This window comes from Saccharopolyspora sp. NPDC045941 (genome assembly GCF_056431445.1).
Genome location: NZ_JBWKKU010000047.1, coordinates 1 through 15,055, shown reverse-complemented (window position 1 = coordinate 15,055; position 15,055 = coordinate 1). Strand labels below are relative to the sequence as shown.

Genomic DNA, 15,055 nt, shown 5'->3' with positions numbered 1-15,055 from the left:
CCTCCCTAGTCGTCTTGCCCGCCGGCCCACCGGGTTCGGCTGGGGTCCAGCAGTGGGCGCAGGTCGCGGTGCCTGGCCCAGGCCAGCGATTCGAGTTCGAGTGCGTCGAGCTCGACGGTTTGACGGGTGCGCAGATCCTCGATGCGCAGCCGTGGCCGACCGGAGTCCTGCTCGCGCACGCTGATTCCGACGATCGCGAATTCGTTGCGGACGACGATCCGATCGGGGTCGGGTTCGAGCGCGGCGAGGATGTCCTCCAGCGGCATCCCCTCGCTGCTGGTCAGGCCTTCGTGAACCGGCATTCCAACGTCACCTTCTCGGCGGCGGCCAGCGCTTCGTTGACGTCGTCCTGGCCGGTGTAGGCGCGGTCGGCGATCGACCGAGCCGCCAGCGACACGGTGATCTCGGCGTCGAACGGGAACGGGTCGACGGTGACCACACCAGGCTTGACCGGGGTCAGCACCAGATCCGCACGCTCCCCCGCCACCCGGGTCGGGGCGAGCTGGATGGTCCGCGGTCCGGGCTGTTGGTCGATGCTCTTGAGCGTGGTGGCCAGCGGGACGGCAGGGGTGTCGGCCGGGGCGATGTCGGCCAGCGAGACGTACAGCGAGAACAGGTCCCACACCTGCAGCAGGTCGTAGTGGTACCACAGGCGGGCTTCGAAGTCGCTGCGGATGCCGTCCGCGGTGAGCTCCTTCTTGGTCTCCGCCCAGCGTCGTTCCTCCTCGGCGACGTGCTTCTCGCGGATCTCGTCCAGCGGTGTGGCGGTCGGTTTGATGCCCACGCCGCCGTCCTGCATGCCCCAGCGGTTCCGGTACAGCCCGGTCCAGTGCATGCTGACCAGCAGCCCGGCGTAGGCGTCCTCGTCGTAGATCCGGTCGACGCCGCGCTGGTAGAGCGGCAGGTGGTCCTCCAGCGGGATCTCCAGGAAGTGCAGGGGACGCTGGGCTTCGGCGTTGAACAGCGGCTCGGCGTCGGCTTCCCGCCAGCCGTCATCGTGTCGGGCGGTGCCGATGCTGACCTGCTCGCGGCGGGTCGGTGCCTCGAAGTCGGCGTTGCCCCAACGGAGGGTCAGGTCTCCGGCCAGCCGACCGTGTTCGTTCTGGTCGACCAGCACCAAGTTCCCGTTTCGTCGAGTGATGAGCATCGTGTCGTTTCCTTTCCAGGGGTGTCGGTCACACACGCGCGGCACACAGCGGCGCGGAGGGCTCGCAGCGCAACCGCCGGAGACTGGAGCAGCACGCTTGCACTGCCGTTCCGAGAGCGCACGGCAGTACGAGCCGTGCGTGGGCTGAGCGAACTCGCTGTTAAAGCAGCAAGCTGAGGTTGCCGAGCTGTCCGTCGTTGTTGATCAGCTCGACCTTCTTCCTGGCGATCTGCAGTTCCCCGCCCGCCCGGCGCAGCCGGTGGCGGTACTGCCCCGCATGAACGTGCTGCACCCCGGCGCGGTACTCGGCGACCAGGAAGGACGATTCCACGTCGAGTTCATCGCCATCGTCGGCGATGATGCGGATGTTGCCAACAAGGTGCACGGTGCGGGATGTGGGTTCCTGCGCGTAGGCCAGGCCGCTGTCCAGCCGCCAGACGCGTTCGGCGAGGTGCTGCATGTTGTCGTAGACGATGGACACTTCGCGGCGCGGGTCGATGTCGTCGGCGATGGCCGGGATCCAGTAGATCCCGTCCGGGGCGAACAGCTTCAGCCAGCCGGGGAAGTCGCGGGCGTCCAGCAACGCCGCCTCCGCGTGGAGGAAGTCTTCGATCTCACTCATCGCCGTCCTCCATCAATCCGAGCCATCGCCGCAAGTAAGCGCGCTGCGGGACCTCGTCCGACGAGCGTCCGATGCGGATCCCGGCTGCTTCGTCGACCACCTCGCGGTCCAGGCCGCGGCTCATCAGCGTCCAGTCGGCCGGGCTGGCCGAGCCTTCGATACCCCGCATCACCCGGTCGAAGCCGACCTCGATGTCGTCAGTCGATCCGAATCCGGCCGGCCCGTAGAAGATTTCGTGGTCTCGCAGGATCCGGTCGCGGACCTGTTCGTCGGCGTCCTTGGGCAACAGCGGGTAGAGGTACACCCAGGTCTCGTCGACCGAGCGCGGCACCACCAGCCGCAGGTGCGCACCGACGAACGCCAGGCTGGGGAAGATGTTGAGGTTGAACGGGATCAGCTCGCCGATGCCGATCGCGTGCGCGTTCTCACCAGCCTGTTCCAAGCGACCGTACTCGTGCACGGCGTGCCCGCCGCCCAGGTCGATACCGCGCCAGTCGGGGTTGGTACGGACGTTCTTCACCCACGGGCTGCTCTTTCCGGTGCGGTCCTTGAGGATGTCCAGCCAGCTCTTGTGCGTGAAGGAGAAGTGGTACGGGTCGATGGTGTTCTCGATCTGCAGCTTCCAGTTCCCGCGGTAGACGAGCTTGTGCGCGTGCGAGACCAGTTCCGGCCCGGAGACACCGATGTCGGCGATGAAGTCCAGGTAGCGGCGCGCGTTGCCGAGGTAGTCGGCGAGCGGCTCGATGCCCGGATCCAGGCTGGCGAAGACGAATCCGCGGTAGGACTCGGCACGGGGGACGTGCACCAGCCCCATCGCGGCCTTGTCGAAGTCCGGCCCGTAGCCGTCGTCGAAGGGCACGCCGACCAACTCGCCGGCAGAGTTGTAGGTCCAGCCGTGGTAAGCGCACCGGAAGAAGTTGGCGTTCCCGAATTCGCGTTGGCACACCGCCGAACCGCGGTGGCGACAGCGGTTGAACATCACGTTGATCGCGCCATCGTCTGCCGAACGGTTCACGATCAACGGCTGCCGCCCGATGTAGGCGGTCTTGTAGTCGCCGCCGGTGGGAATCTCGCTCTCGTGCGCCACGAAGACCCAAGTCCTGCCGAAGACCCGGCTGAGCTCGCGGGCGAAAATGGTCGGGTCGCGATAGATCCGGCTGCTCACCCGCCAGTCGTCGGTGATGAGCGGCTCCTTGGCCCGTTCCGCTGTTGTCATTCGTTCCTCCCGTACTCGGACAGATCTGGGATGACGCAGGACCGGATCGCCGTCGGGTCGGCGAGGCCGGCCAGTGCGTCCTCGGTGCGTTCGATCGGGAACCGTCCGGTGCACATCCGCTCCAGCGGGTAACGGCCCGACTCGATGAGCCGCAGGGCCGGCGGGACGAGGCTGCTCGGACGGCCTCGCACGGCGCGCAGCGTGAGCACCTTCCGGATCATGGCGTCCACCACGGTTTCCGCCGATCCGCCGCCGCCCTTGGCCAGCCCGACCTGCACCACGGTCGCCCGGTTCCCGGCCACGGCCATCGCGGTGTCAAGCGCGGCGGCCGAGTCCGCCGCGTTGATGACGGTGTCGGCCAGCGCTCCCCCGGTCAGCTCGGTGACCTGCTCGATGGCGTCTGTGGTCAGCGTACGGTCGGCGCCGAGGGCCTTGGCCACCTCGAGTCTGGTGGCGTCGGCCTCCTGGCCGATCACGATCACCGTTCCCGCACCGGCCTCCTTGGCGCCGATCACGCACGCCAGCCCGTGCGGCCCCGGCCCGACGATCACAACGGTGCCGCCCGGCCGCAGCCCGCCTACGCCGGCGACCCAATCCAGGCCGTTGGAGATCGGGATGTACAGCTGCACGAGCTCTGCCGGCACGTCGGCGGCGACCTTGTGCACGATGGCCTGCGGGTGCAGGTAGAGAAAGTCGCTGTAACCGCCGTACAGCCCGGGTCCGCTGTGGATGGACTTGCCGCCGTAGCGCGGCACTCGGCACATCTGGTACGAACCGGCCAGACAGGACCGGCAGGTGCCGCAGGGCAGGTACTCCTCGAGGACGATCCTGTCCCCTGCCTCGACGCCCCAGCGCGCGGCGGCCTGCGGTCCGATGTCGACGATCGTCCCGACGAGCTCATGTCCGAGCACGCACGGCAGCTCGTACAGCGGATTGACCCCGTGGTAGGCGGCCATGTCGGTGCCGCAGACCCCGGTAGCCTCCACCTTCAACAGTCCGTCATCTGCCCCGATCCGCGGCAGCGGCAGCTCTTCGATGGTCAGCTGCCGCTTCCCGTGCAGTACGACAGCTCTGCTGGTGGTCATGTCTCGTCCGCCTCCAGTTCCGCCTCTCCGCGATTTGCAGTGGTGGTTGCGTCCGGCTCGAATCCCGCGTTTCGCGGTTTCTTGTGGTTGGTTTGCATCACGGTCCCCTGGGGTGCGGTGGGGGAGGACTGAAGTTGACGTGTCATGCCCGAACCTCCTGATCAGCGCCGCGGATGACCGCCTCCGCCGCAGCCGCGGCGATGACTTCTCCGTACTTGGCCTGGATGTCGAACAACGCCGCCTCGTGGGGATCGACTGCCCGGTCGGCTACGGCCGTGCGCGGCACCAGCACGCGGTAGCCGTGCTGCATCGCGTCCACGACCGTGGCGCGCACGCACCCCGACGTCGTGGCACCGGTAACGATCACGCCATCGCACCGCTGCCCGGCGAGGAATGCCGCCAGATCGGTGCCGAAGAACCCGGACGCGAACAGCTTCCGCAGGACCGGCTCGCCGGCCTCCGGAGCCACCCGCTTGTCGAGCTGCGACCAGCGGCTGCCGACCGTGCACTCCCGCAACGCGGGGATCTTCTCCAGGAAGGGCTCGGCGATCGCCTCCGTCGCCTCGTCGTATTCGATCTTGGTGAACACCCGGGGAACCCCGACCGCTCGGGCAGCCGCGAGCAGCCGCGCGGTCTCCTCGACCGCTTCGTCTGCATCACAACCGAGAGCACAGCTTCGATCGGTGAATCCGAGGGTGAAGTCGACGACGATCAGGGCGGGTCGCCGGATCGGGCGTTGGGCGGCTCCGATGCCGCGTTCGCGGTAGAGCTCGACAGCGCTGGCCGACACGTTCACTCCTTCCATGGAAGACGTAAGTCGTATACAACTTCTCGACAGTGCGAGACAGGAAACAAGCAGAAGCCAGCACTTGCGGCGGCAGCAGATAGAATTCTATATTCCGATCGTGCGGCGCTTCGGCTCGGATGTCAAGCACAGGAAGGCGAGTTACCTGCCAGTAAGTCGACATAGCCGACAATCAAGGCCGCATTGACAGAGCGGCAGTCGGCTGCGAGGCCTCGATCCGAATCTCCACACAGCTTGGCCAGTCACGGGAAGTTGCATACAATTCTTCATCTGCTCCGAGGAGGACGCGATGACACTCGCCGGCCGGACGGCCTTGGTGACCGGGGCCGCGAGCGGGATCGGCGCGAGCTGCGCCCACCGACTCGCCCAGGACGGCGCCCATGTGCTCGTCCTCGACAACAACGGGGAAGCCGCGCGCGAGGTCGCCAGCGACATCGGCGGTCAGGCTGTGATCGTCGACCTCGCCGACCTAGCAGCCGTGGAGGAGGCGCTGGTCGGCTGCGAGGTCGACGTCGTGGTGAACAACGCCGGGATCCAGCACCTGGCGCTGCTCCACGAGTTCCCGCGCAAGGAGTTCACCCGGCTGCTCGACGTCATGGTCGAGGCTCCATTCCGCATCGCACGCGCGACGCTGCCCGGGATGTATGCGCGGCGCTGGGGCCGGTTCGTGCACATCACGTCGATCCGCGGGGTGCGCGGCGACCGTCGCAAGGCCGCCTACGTCGCCGCGAAGCACGCCGTGGAGGGCCTGTCCAAGACGATCGCGTTGGAAGGCGCCGAGAACGGCGTGACCTCGAACTGCATCAGCCCGGCCTGGGTGGAAACACCGCTCACGCGCGAACTCGCGCAGCGGCAGGCCGACATCCACGGCACGACACCCGACCAGATCCTCACCGACGTGATGCTCGGTGGAGCCGCGATCAAGGAACTCGTCGCACCGGAGGAGATCGCCGACCTGGTCGCCCACCTGTGCTCGGGGTCCGCCCGGCACACCACCGGGACCTCCATCCCGGTCGACGGGGGGTGGCTGGCCGGATGAGCCGCCGAAACCGCAGCAGGCAAGGAGAAACCATGCAAACGGCACCACGACGGCACGGGGTCGGAGCGAGAACGCCCCGCCGGGAAGACGAACGTCACCTGTCCGGACGCGGGTCCTTCATCGCAGACCTGGCCATGCCGGGCCTGCGCGAGGTCGCCTTCGTCCGCAGCCAGGTCGCCCACGGCCGACTGTCCTCGGTGACCGCCCCCGAGGGGGCACCGCCCGGCTCGGTGTGGACTGCCGAGGATCTCGCCCCGTTGGCCGATCCGCTGACTGCGACGTCCACACTGGATGGTTTCCGGGCCGCTCCGATGCCCAATCTGGCGTTCGGCAAGGTGCGCTACGTCGGCGAGCCCGTGGCGCTGGCGATTGCCGGCACCCGCGCCGAGGCCGAAGACCTCGCCGCCACGGTGACCGTTGACATCGAGCCGCTGCCTGCGGTCGCGGACCACCACGCGGCGCTAGCCGCCGGGAGCCTGGTGCACGACGACTGGCCGGACAACATCTTCGCCACCACCTCCGGCGAGGCCGGCGACATCGACTCGGCCACCCGGGACGCCGCTGTGTCGATCACCCGCGAATACACCATGCGCCGCCAGGCCGTGGTACCGCTGGAGACCCGGGGCGTGATCGCCTACTTCGACCGCGCCGCCGACCAGCTCGTCGTGTGGTCGTCGACGCAGACCCCGCACATGATCCGCGACATGATCGCCCTCCAGTTGGGCATCGAGGCAAGGCGGGTGCGGGTGATCGCGCCGGACATGGGTGGTGGGTTCGGCGCGAAGTGCTCGGTCTACCCGGAGGAGATCACCCTCGCCGCCATCGCCCTGCGGCTGGACCACCCAGTCCGCTGGGTGGAGGACCGCTGGGAGTCGATGGTCTCGTCCACCCAGTCCCGCGACCACCACTACCGGATCACGGCGCACGCCGCCGTGGACGGCACGCTGCTCGGCGTCGAGGCCGACATCGTGGTCGACGGCGGCGCCTACTCGGTCCACCCGTGGACCGCGACGATGGACGCCACCATGGCCGCCGCGATGATCCCCGGCCCGTACCGACTGCGCAACTACCGGTTCCGCACCCGCAGCGTCGCCAGCAACAAGACGCCATCCGGCCCGTACCGCGGCGTCGCCCGGCCCGGGGCATGCTTCGCGATCGAGCGCACCCTCGACGACCTCGCCCACGAACTCGGCATCGAACCCTGGCAGATGCGCGTCACCAACATGGTCCGTCCCTCGGACATGCCCTACACGTCGGTGACGAACAAGGTCTACGACAGCGGTGACTACGAGGAGGCGGTCCGCCAGGCGACCGTCCTCATCGGACATGCCGAGTGGCGAGCCAAGCAGCGCGCAATGGATCCGACGTCGCGGCGGCGCATCGGGATCGGTTACGGCTCGTTCACCGAGCAGACCGCACACGGCTGCATCGAATGGGCCTCGCGAGGCTTGGCCATCACCATCGGCACCGAGGGCGCCCGGCTGGCGATGGACGCCACCGGCAGCCTCACCCTGTCGGTGGGGATCAAGAGCCACGGCCAAGGCTCGGAGACGACGCTCGCGCAGGTGGTCAGCGAGGTCTTCGACGTGCATCCCGCACGGGTGACGGTCGTGCACGGCGACACTGCGCTGACCCCGCGCGGCGACGGCACATTCGCGTCCCGGTCAATGGTCATGTCGGGTGGCGCGACACTCGGCGCAGCCCGCGCGCTCGCCGAGAAGGTGCTGCGCATCGGCTCGGTGCTGCTCGACGAACCGGCCGAGCAGCTGGAGCTTCGCGACGGCACTGTGCACGGCTCGCGCGGCTCGGTGGGCCTCGCCGAACTGGCCAAGGAGTTCTTGTTCACCCCGGACCACGTACCAGGTGTCGAAGCTGGTCTCGAGGCCACCTACTACTACCGGCCGGAAGTGCAGACCGGCGCGTTCACCTACGCCACGCACGCCGTCGTGGCGGAGGTCGACCTGGACACCGGCGACGTCCGGCTGCTCGACTACGCCATCGTCGAGGACTGCGGAACCGTGGTGAACCCGCAGATCGTCGAGGGCCAGATCATCGGCGGCATCGCCCAGGGCATCGGCACCGCGCTGCTCGAAGAGCTGGTGTACGACGCCGACGGACAGCCGAAGTCCACCAGCTTCCTGGACTACCTGCTGCCCGGCGCCACCGAAGTCCCGGAGATCAAGATCGGCCACCTGGAGACGCCGTCGCCCTACACCGCCTTCGGCATGAAGGGAGCCGGTGAGGGCGGTGCGATCGCCCCACCTGCCGCGATCGGCAACGCCATCACAGATGCACTGCGCGAATTCAACGTCCGGATCGGCGAAACCCCGATAACACCCGCGCGGGTGTGGAACGCGCTGCAGCACGCCTCGGCCGCACAGCCCGCGGGGGTGGCCCGATGAAGCCCGCCGAATTCCAATACCACAAGCCGGTGGCGGTGGCCGATGCCGTGCGGTTGCTGCACGAACTCGGCGACGGTGCCAAGGTCATCGCGGGCGGGCAGAGCTTGCTGCCGATCATGAACCTCCGCCTGGCGGAGCCGAGCCATCTGGTCGACATCACCGGCATCCCCGAGCTCCGCGGATCCGAAGTCACCGGATCCGCCGGGCACTACGGTGCGGCCACGACGCACATGATGGTGGAGGACGGACTCGTTCCCGATGTCACGGGCGGTCTGCTCGCGCATGCGGCCGGCGGCATCGGCTATCGGGCCATCAGGACGCGTGGCACGCTGGGCGGAAGCCTCGCGCACGCCGACTCCAGTGCCGAATGGCCGACCGTCATGTCCGCAGTGGACGCCGTGGTGACCGCGGCGTCGGTCCGGGGCACCCGCCGGATTCCGGTCCGGAAACTGCTGTTCGGATTCTTCACCACTGCCCTGGAACCGGATGAGCTGATCACCTCGGTAGAAGTGCCCGCCTTCTCCTCCGACGTGCGCTGGGCCTTGCACAAAACCGCTCGCAAACCGGGCGAGTTCGCCGAATCCATGGCCGTTGTGCTCCGCCGTCCGACCGGTAGCGAGCTGTGGCTCGGCGCGGCCCGCGACACGCCGGTGCGGCTCGGCACGACCGAAACCGCTGTGCACACCCGACCGGCCGCTGACATCCCGCTCGCCGAGCTCGTCGAGGCGGTCGCCGCCGACACCGACTGCGAAGGACACGCGCTGCAACTGCACGCCGTAACGGTGCAACGGGCACTGCGCGCCGCAGAACGGGAGGAAACTCATGCCTGACAACACGATTCGGCTCACCGTCAACGGGCGGGACGTCGAGGTCGCCGTTCCGGCGCGCACCTCGCTGGCCGACCTGCTCCGCGACCACCTGGGCCTCACCGGCACGCACCTCGGATGCGAACAGGGCGTGTGCGGTGCGTGCACCGTCCTGGTCGACGAACTGCCCACCCGGGCCTGCCTCACCCTCGCCGCAGCATGCGACGGATCTGAGGTCATCACCGTCGAAGGACTGACCGGTCCCGACGCCGACCGGCTTCGAGCGTGCTTCTCCCGGGAAGGCGCACTGCAGTGCGGCTTCTGCACTCCGGGGATGCTGCTGTCCGCCTTCGACCTGGTGCGCCGCCGCGAAGAACTTTCCAGGAACCAGGTGTGCGTCGCGATGTCCGGCAACATCTGCCGCTGCACCGGATACAACGGCATCGTCCGCGCAGTGCAGTCGGCCATCGGCGAGGGCATCGAAGCCGAAACCCACACACCCGCGAGTTGAGGAGAAAGCTGTGCAATTCACCAACGACTTCATCGTCCCCGCCGCGCTCGACGAAGCGTGGACCCTGCTCACCGACGTTCCACGGATCGCCCCCTGTTTGCCGGGCGCGACCGTCCAGCCGGGTGACAACGGCGAGTACGCAGGCGCCGTGACGGTCAAGGTGGGGCCGATCAAGCTGTCCTACCAGGGCACCGCGCACTTCCGCGAGCTCGATTCCACCAACCACCGCATGGTGCTCGACGCCCAGGGCAAGGAGGACAGCGGCAAGGGAGCCGCCGGCGCGATCGTCACCGTCGAGCTGCACAGCGCGGGGCCGGACAAGACCGAGGTGCAGGTGCGCACCGAACTCCAGGTCACCGGCAAGGTCGCGCAATTCGGGCGGAACGCCATGGCCGACATCGGTACGCGCCTGATCGGTCAGTTCGCCACGAACCTCGAGGCCCTGCTGTCCGCCGACGGCGCAACGCACACCTCCGAAACGACCACCCGCAGGGCACCAGCGCAACCTCAGGCACAGGACGATGCCGGGCTCGACGCGCTGTCACTGCTTATCCCCGTCGCCAAGCGCTACGCGCCGACCGTCGCGGCGTTCCTTCTCGGCGCGATCCTCACTGCGCTGATCAGCCGGCTTCGAGGTCCTCGTGCTGCAGCACGGCGTGTTGAGCCGTCCTGATGTGCACCTTCATGATCATCTCGGCAGTCTCGGAATCGCGGCGCCGGAACGCTTCCACGAGTTCCCGGTGGTGCTCGACACTGCGCGCCAAGTCTCGTTCGGTGTACCGGAGGAAGGTCCGGCGCACCAACGGCAGCCCCATCACACCGGAAAGCAGGAACACCAGGCTGTCGTTCTCGGTGGCATCCAGGATCATCGCGTGGAACTCGTTGTTCAACGCGGCGGCCCGCTGCAAAGCACCTGATCCACTCGCCTTGATCGTCTGCTCGTACTCGGCGAGGTTGTCCTCGAGCTTGCCGAGGGTCTCCTCGTCGACCTTCTGCGCCGCGAGAGCAGCCACGTAGCCCTCGACGAGCGCGCGTACGCCGAAGATCTCGGTGATCTGCTGATGCGTCCAGGCCACCACCTGCGCACCGCGGTTGCGCTCCAGCCGAACCAGACCTTCCGAGCTGAGCTTGTTCAGCGCTTCGCGCACGGGTGTGCGGCTGATTCCCATGGAGTCGGCCAGCGCGCCCTCGCGCAGCCAGCTGCCCGGAGCCAGCTCGCCGGAGGCCATTCGATCGACGATCTCCGCGTACGCCCGCTGGACGGCTGAAGATCCCGAATCCGCGGCCTGCTCGCGGTTGGCCATGCCGCACCTCCCAGTCAGCTGAGCCTACTCCGGCCAGTTCTATCCGAAGGAGCGAAGATGTCCCTGCACCGCCTCGGCCTCATCGTGCCCAGTTCCAACACAACGATGGAAACCGAAATCCCCGAACTGCTCACCCGCCATGCCGCGACCAGCGGTGAGCGGTTCACCACCCACGCCAGCCGCGCCGTGCTGCACACCGTCGACCCGGAGTCCCTGCACCGGATGGTCGGGGAAGGCGACCGCTGTGCCGCGGAGCTGGCCGACGCACACGTCGCCGCGATCGGTTACGCCTGCCTGATCGCACTGATGGCCGAGGGGCCGCGCGCCCACGAACGCATCGAACCCCACCTGGCCGAGGTCACGGCTGGCAACAACAGCCCGGCGCCGGTGGTGAGCAGCGCGGGTGCGCTCGTCCGAACGATCCTCGAACTCGGGCTGTCCCGGGTCGCGATCGTGACCCCCTACCTGCCCGAGCTGACCGACATGGTCATCCGGTACCTCGGTGCCTACGACGTGGAGGTCGTCGACTCGGTGAGCCTCGGAGTCCCGAACAACATCGCCGTCGGCAACCTCGACCCCGCAGACCTGCCCGGGCACGTCGAACGGCTGGACCTCAGCCGCGCCGAGGGCCTGGTCCTCTCCGCGTGCGTGCAGATGCCCTCGCTGCCAGCGGTCGACCCAGTCGAACGGAAGGTCGGACTGCCGGTGCTCACCGCGGCCACGTCGACAACACGCGAACTGCTGCGCGCGATCGGCCTCCAGCCAGCGGTGCGCGGGGCTGGGGCCGCGCTGGCCTAGGAATCGGCGGCGACGCCGCTGTCCTCCAGGTAACGCAGTGAGCTGGTGAGGCTGGCTTCCAAGTGCCCGCGCAGGACCTCGTCGATGCCGTCGAGGTCGCCGGCCCGGATCCGCTTCACCAGCTCCGCGTGTTCGACCGCCGCTGCCGCCTGCCGCTCGGAATTCGGCAGGCTGTTCATCACGTACCGCTCGCAGGTGTTCCACAGCATGCACAGATGCCGGTGCAAGACCCCTTCTCCAGCCGCGCGGAACAGCGCGAAGTGGAACGCGCGGTGCGCGTGCAGCATCTCCTCCGACACCTCCGGCACCCGCCGGTCGGTGAGTTCCTGCATCTGACCGAGCCAATACTCCATGTCCCGCAGAATCGTCGGATCACCGGATTTCGCGGCCCGGTGCGCAGCTACGGGCTCGACCGCCTGCAAGATCGCGAACGAATCCCGCAGGTCGCGCACGCTCAGCTCGCGCACCACGGTCCCCCGCCTCGGCAGATTGTCCACAAGCGACTCCGCCTCGAGCTGCCGGACCGCCTCGCGCAGCGGAACCCGGCTGACCCCCAACTCATCCGCCAACTCGTAAACCGGCACTTTCCGCCCCGGCCGCAGGACCCCCAGCACGATCCGGTTGCGAAGCTGCTCGGCGACGAAGTCGGTGATCGTCCCGGGCGTCTGGTTCGGCTGCGCCATCGCAGAACGACCTGACACGTACGCCTCCTTCCCACGCCACACCAGCCAAAATAGTATACAGTTTTCTTTCAACTGACCGCTGCAGGCCGACGGGGAGTTGGCTTCACCTTCGGCAGGAACTCCTGGCGACAGCCCAGCGGGACGAGTCGAGCCAAACGGTTCGCCTCCTGGCAGCCGCAAACCCCCTGTAGATGTCATACAGTTGGCGCATGTCGTCGTTCCAGCCCGCGGTGCGCAACGTTCCGATGTCAGTCCAGATCGGCGAGCAAGTACGGGCGCGAATCACGTCCGGCGAGTGGCCGGTCGGGATGCGACTGCCGGGCGAGCATGCCCTCGTGGAGACATTCGGCGCCAGCCGCGCCACTGTTCGCGAAGCACTGCGAGGCCTGATCCACGCCGGACTGCTGGAGGCTCGCCCTGGCGACGGCACCTACGTTCGGGCGTCGAGCGAACTCGACGCCGTGCTGCAACGCCGAGTTTCCCCGAAAACGGTTGACGACGTGTTCGAGCTGAGGGAAGCGCTGGAAATTCACGCCGCCCGGCTGGCCGCGACCCGCGCAACCCGAGAAGAGCTCGCAGCATTGGCCAAGATCCTCGCCTCCCGGGACGCCGCGCCGGACCTCAAAGCCCGCCTCGAACGAGATCTCCAGTTCCACGACGCCCTGGTCACCGCGACCGGGAACCCGCTGCTCGCGGAAATGCATCAGAGCCTGGACCGCGCCGCAACCTACGCCCCGGAAGGGCTCACCGAGCGCGAGCACCGGAAGTTCCTCGTCGGCGAGTGGGAGGACGAGGACGAACACCACGCCCTCCTGGCAGCGCTGGAACTGCGCGACGCAGACGCAGCAGCGGAAGCAGCCGCTCGTCTGCTCCTGCACGCCCGAGAAGCATTCCTGCGCGCCCAGGCAGACCGCTGACGGGAGTCACTCCCTCCCGAAGCAAGCAGAGCCGCCGTGATTCAGGTCAACTTGCCTCCTTCGTGCAGCTGTCATACATTTACATGAGCGCGGGTTGCGGCCGCCTCTCGGATACAGCCCGACCGGTAACGACCGGATGGCTGCGCTTGACCGGTCGGCACGCAAGGGAACACAGCCTCCACCCGCGTTCCATTCCCGGTTCTTCACCGCGCGAAGTCGGCAAGCCCGTTCACGCGGCCGCCGGGCTGCGCATTTGTTGTCGCCCCTCATGAAGGCAATCGAAGATGAACCTCACCGGCACACCTGACCGGCTCGCGCGGCGCCGTGCCTCGACGGCTCGCCCGCTGCGAACGGGACTAGTACTAATCGGACTCCTGCTCATCGGCGCGAACCTCCGCGCCGGCATCACGGTCGTCGGCCCACTCCTCGAAACCGTCCGCGACGATCTCGGACTGCCACCAGTCCTGGCATCGGCACTGATCAGCCTTCCGCTGCTCTGCTTCGCGATCTTCTCCCCAGCCGCGGCGCCGCTGGCCGCCAGACTGGGCCTCGAACGAACCCTCGGTGGCGCACTGATCATCCTCGCTGCGGGCATCATCTTCCGCTCCGTCCCATGGCTGCCAGCCCTGTGGCTCGGAACCGCGGCCCTCGGATTCGCATTGGCGATCGCCAACGTTCTCCTACCCGCGCTGATCAAACGCGACTTCCCGCATGACGGCGGCAGAGTCACCGGTGCCTACTCCGCTACGCAGTCCGCGTTCGCGGCGCTCGCATCAGGTCTCGCCGTCCCACTCGCAGGAGCCACCGACGCCGGTTGGCGGATCTCGTTCGGGGTCTGGGCAGGCCTCGCACTGATCGCCTTCGCAGTGTTCAGCCCACAGCTACGCCGCGCCACCATGCCCCGCCACAGCGTCGCTCCCGCGCTCGACCCGCACCCCGAGCAGTATCGCTCCCCGTGGCGATCCGGGTTGGCTTGGATGATCACCATCTCCATGGCCGCGCAAAGCGCCCTGTTCTACACCATCATCACCTGGTGGCCTGCGATCGAAGCGGCCAACGGCATCACCACGGCCACCGCCGGATTGCACCTGAGCATCCTGCAGTTCTGCGGAATCGCCGGAAACCTGATCACCGCCGCCATCATCCAGAAATGGCACCACGACCAGCGCGGCCTGATCGCCGTCCTCGTCCCGAGCAACATCGTCGGGATCAGCGGCATGCTGCTGCTCCCAAACCTGGCCCTGATCTGGAGCATCCTCCTCGGCCTCAGCACCGGCGGCATGATCGTCTTCGCGCTCGCGATCTTCGGGATCCGCACCCACCACCACGGTCAAGCCGCAGCGCTTTCCGGTATGGCGCAATCCATCGGCTACCTACTCGCGGCTCTCGGGCCCGCTGCCATCGGCGCCGTCCACAGCAGCAGCAACGGGTGGACAGCACCCCTGATCCTGCTCCTCGCCCTCCAGTTCGTTCAGCTCATATCCTCCTGGAACGCAGCCCGACCACGCCTCCTTGACTGACACAATCCCCCTAGGACGACGAGAAGATCCGACCGCGCAGCGGACCGTGCAACACGCTCGCAACGTGGCCGGGGAGTTGGGCGGGCACTTCGAGTCGCGGCGCTTCTTAGAGTTCCTAGCAAAAGGACCACTGGTTGTGTCTGGGTTTCCTTGATCGTGGATCATGGTTGGGTGAGGAAGGGTGAGCAGCCGCCGTGGAT

The 15,055-nt window shown here is 67.7% G+C and carries 16 protein-coding genes; 8 read left to right on the top strand and 8 right to left on the bottom strand.

What is annotated here, in order from left to right; translation table 11 throughout:
- Window positions 1-5: 5 nt before the first annotated feature.
- The 6 genes from AC07FN_RS30985 to AC07FN_RS30960 form a co-directional block, all read right to left on the bottom strand.
- A complete protein-coding gene (locus tag AC07FN_RS30985; protein ID WP_478398789.1) occupies window positions 6-302 on the bottom strand; it encodes a hypothetical protein in 297 nt (98 codons plus the stop codon).
- Entirely contained in the window at window positions 281-1,147 is an 867-nt protein-coding gene (locus AC07FN_RS30980) for a DUF3891 family protein (RefSeq protein WP_478398788.1), read from the bottom strand. Before AC07FN_RS30980 ends, AC07FN_RS30985 begins: the two co-directional genes overlap by 22 nt.
- A gap of 160 nt (window positions 1,148-1,307) precedes the next feature.
- On the bottom strand, window positions 1,308-1,769 hold the full coding sequence (locus AC07FN_RS30975) for an aromatic-ring-hydroxylating dioxygenase subunit beta (protein ID WP_478398787.1): 462 nt from the start codon (window positions 1,767-1,769) through the stop codon (window positions 1,308-1,310).
- Window positions 1,762-2,985 (bottom strand): aromatic ring-hydroxylating oxygenase subunit alpha, encoded by a 1,224-nt coding sequence (locus tag AC07FN_RS30970; RefSeq protein WP_478398786.1) that lies wholly within the window; start codon window positions 2,983-2,985, stop codon window positions 1,762-1,764. Before AC07FN_RS30970 ends, AC07FN_RS30975 begins: the two co-directional genes overlap by 8 nt.
- Complete coding sequence (locus tag AC07FN_RS30965) at window positions 2,982-4,070, bottom strand: zinc-dependent alcohol dehydrogenase (protein WP_478398785.1); 1,089 nt, start codon at window positions 4,068-4,070, stop codon at window positions 2,982-2,984. Before AC07FN_RS30965 ends, AC07FN_RS30970 begins: the two co-directional genes overlap by 4 nt.
- A gap of 142 nt (window positions 4,071-4,212) precedes the next feature.
- On the bottom strand, window positions 4,213-4,860 hold the full coding sequence (locus AC07FN_RS30960) for an isochorismatase family protein (RefSeq protein ID WP_478398784.1): 648 nt from the start codon (window positions 4,858-4,860) through the stop codon (window positions 4,213-4,215).
- A 304-nt stretch (window positions 4,861-5,164) separates the two neighbouring features.
- Here AC07FN_RS30960 and AC07FN_RS30955 point away from each other — a divergent pair, with 304 nt between their 5' ends.
- From AC07FN_RS30955 to AC07FN_RS30935, 5 genes are read left to right on the top strand one after another with little or no spacing between them, the layout of a single operon-like run.
- A complete protein-coding gene (locus AC07FN_RS30955; protein WP_478398783.1) occupies window positions 5,165-5,914 on the top strand; it encodes an SDR family oxidoreductase in 750 nt (249 codons plus the stop codon).
- A 32-nt stretch (window positions 5,915-5,946) separates the two neighbouring features.
- Window positions 5,947-8,316, top strand: a complete 2,370-nt coding sequence (locus AC07FN_RS30950) for a xanthine dehydrogenase family protein molybdopterin-binding subunit (protein ID WP_478398782.1) — start codon at window positions 5,947-5,949, stop codon at window positions 8,314-8,316.
- The gene (locus tag AC07FN_RS30945; RefSeq protein WP_452614891.1) at window positions 8,313-9,146 is read left to right on the top strand and encodes an FAD binding domain-containing protein; all 834 of its coding nucleotides are present in this window, start codon (window positions 8,313-8,315) and stop codon (window positions 9,144-9,146) included. The genes AC07FN_RS30950 and AC07FN_RS30945 overlap by 4 nt, the downstream gene beginning before the upstream one ends.
- Window positions 9,139-9,633, top strand: coding sequence for a (2Fe-2S)-binding protein (locus tag AC07FN_RS30940; RefSeq protein ID WP_478398781.1), 495 nt, complete (start codon window positions 9,139-9,141; stop codon window positions 9,631-9,633). The genes AC07FN_RS30945 and AC07FN_RS30940 overlap by 8 nt, the downstream gene beginning before the upstream one ends.
- A gap of 10 nt (window positions 9,634-9,643) precedes the next feature.
- Window positions 9,644-10,306: an SRPBCC family protein gene (locus AC07FN_RS30935; protein ID WP_478398780.1), complete on the top strand. Its 663-nt coding sequence runs from the start codon at window positions 9,644-9,646 to the stop codon at window positions 10,304-10,306.
- Here the strand turns inward: AC07FN_RS30935 and AC07FN_RS30930 are convergent.
- Window positions 10,254-10,937 (bottom strand): GntR family transcriptional regulator, encoded by a 684-nt coding sequence (locus AC07FN_RS30930; protein WP_478398779.1) that lies wholly within the window; start codon window positions 10,935-10,937, stop codon window positions 10,254-10,256. The genes AC07FN_RS30935 and AC07FN_RS30930 overlap by 53 nt on opposite strands.
- Before the next feature lie 57 nt (window positions 10,938-10,994).
- On the opposite strand from AC07FN_RS30930, the gene AC07FN_RS30925 reads away from it, so the two are divergent.
- Complete coding sequence (locus AC07FN_RS30925) at window positions 10,995-11,735, top strand: maleate cis-trans isomerase family protein (RefSeq protein WP_478398778.1); 741 nt, start codon at window positions 10,995-10,997, stop codon at window positions 11,733-11,735.
- On the opposite strand, the gene AC07FN_RS30920 is transcribed toward AC07FN_RS30925, so the two are convergent.
- Window positions 11,732-12,436 (bottom strand): GntR family transcriptional regulator, encoded by a 705-nt coding sequence (locus AC07FN_RS30920; RefSeq protein ID WP_478398777.1) that lies wholly within the window; start codon window positions 12,434-12,436, stop codon window positions 11,732-11,734. The genes AC07FN_RS30925 and AC07FN_RS30920 overlap by 4 nt on opposite strands.
- Window positions 12,437-12,627: 191 nt before the next feature.
- Between AC07FN_RS30920 and AC07FN_RS30915 the strand changes: the two genes are divergently transcribed.
- On the top strand, window positions 12,628-13,335 hold the full coding sequence (locus tag AC07FN_RS30915; protein ID WP_478398776.1) for a FadR/GntR family transcriptional regulator: 708 nt from the start codon (window positions 12,628-12,630) through the stop codon (window positions 13,333-13,335).
- A 284-nt stretch (window positions 13,336-13,619) separates the two neighbouring features.
- Window positions 13,620-14,855 carry a CynX/NimT family MFS transporter gene (locus tag AC07FN_RS30910; protein WP_478398775.1) on the top strand — a complete coding sequence of 412 codons (1,236 nt, stop codon included), beginning with the start codon at window positions 13,620-13,622 and terminating at the stop codon, window positions 14,853-14,855.
- Window positions 14,856-15,055 lie beyond the last annotated feature (200 nt).

Coding starts and splice junctions, on each gene's coding strand:
- AC07FN_RS30985 (WP_478398789.1), bottom strand. CDS start 302: ATGCCGGTTCACGAAGGCCTGACCAGCAGCGAGGGGATGCCGCTGGAG.
- AC07FN_RS30980 (WP_478398788.1), bottom strand. CDS start 1,147: ATGCTCATCACTCGACGAAACGGGAACTTGGTGCTGGTCGACCAGAAC.
- AC07FN_RS30975 (WP_478398787.1), bottom strand. CDS start 1,769: ATGAGTGAGATCGAAGACTTCCTCCACGCGGAGGCGGCGTTGCTGGAC.
- AC07FN_RS30970 (WP_478398786.1), bottom strand. CDS start 2,985: ATGACAACAGCGGAACGGGCCAAGGAGCCGCTCATCACCGACGACTGG.
- AC07FN_RS30965 (WP_478398785.1), bottom strand. CDS start 4,070: ATGACCACCAGCAGAGCTGTCGTACTGCACGGGAAGCGGCAGCTGACC.
- AC07FN_RS30955 (WP_478398783.1), top strand. CDS start 5,165: ATGACACTCGCCGGCCGGACGGCCTTGGTGACCGGGGCCGCGAGCGGG.
- AC07FN_RS30950 (WP_478398782.1), top strand. CDS start 5,947: ATGCAAACGGCACCACGACGGCACGGGGTCGGAGCGAGAACGCCCCGC.
- AC07FN_RS30945 (WP_452614891.1), top strand. CDS start 8,313: ATGAAGCCCGCCGAATTCCAATACCACAAGCCGGTGGCGGTGGCCGAT.
- AC07FN_RS30940 (WP_478398781.1), top strand. CDS start 9,139: ATGCCTGACAACACGATTCGGCTCACCGTCAACGGGCGGGACGTCGAG.
- AC07FN_RS30930 (WP_478398779.1), bottom strand. CDS start 10,937: ATGGCCAACCGCGAGCAGGCCGCGGATTCGGGATCTTCAGCCGTCCAG.
- AC07FN_RS30925 (WP_478398778.1), top strand. CDS start 10,995: ATGTCCCTGCACCGCCTCGGCCTCATCGTGCCCAGTTCCAACACAACG.
- AC07FN_RS30915 (WP_478398776.1), top strand. CDS start 12,628: ATGTCGTCGTTCCAGCCCGCGGTGCGCAACGTTCCGATGTCAGTCCAG.
- AC07FN_RS30910 (WP_478398775.1), top strand. CDS start 13,620: ATGAACCTCACCGGCACACCTGACCGGCTCGCGCGGCGCCGTGCCTCG.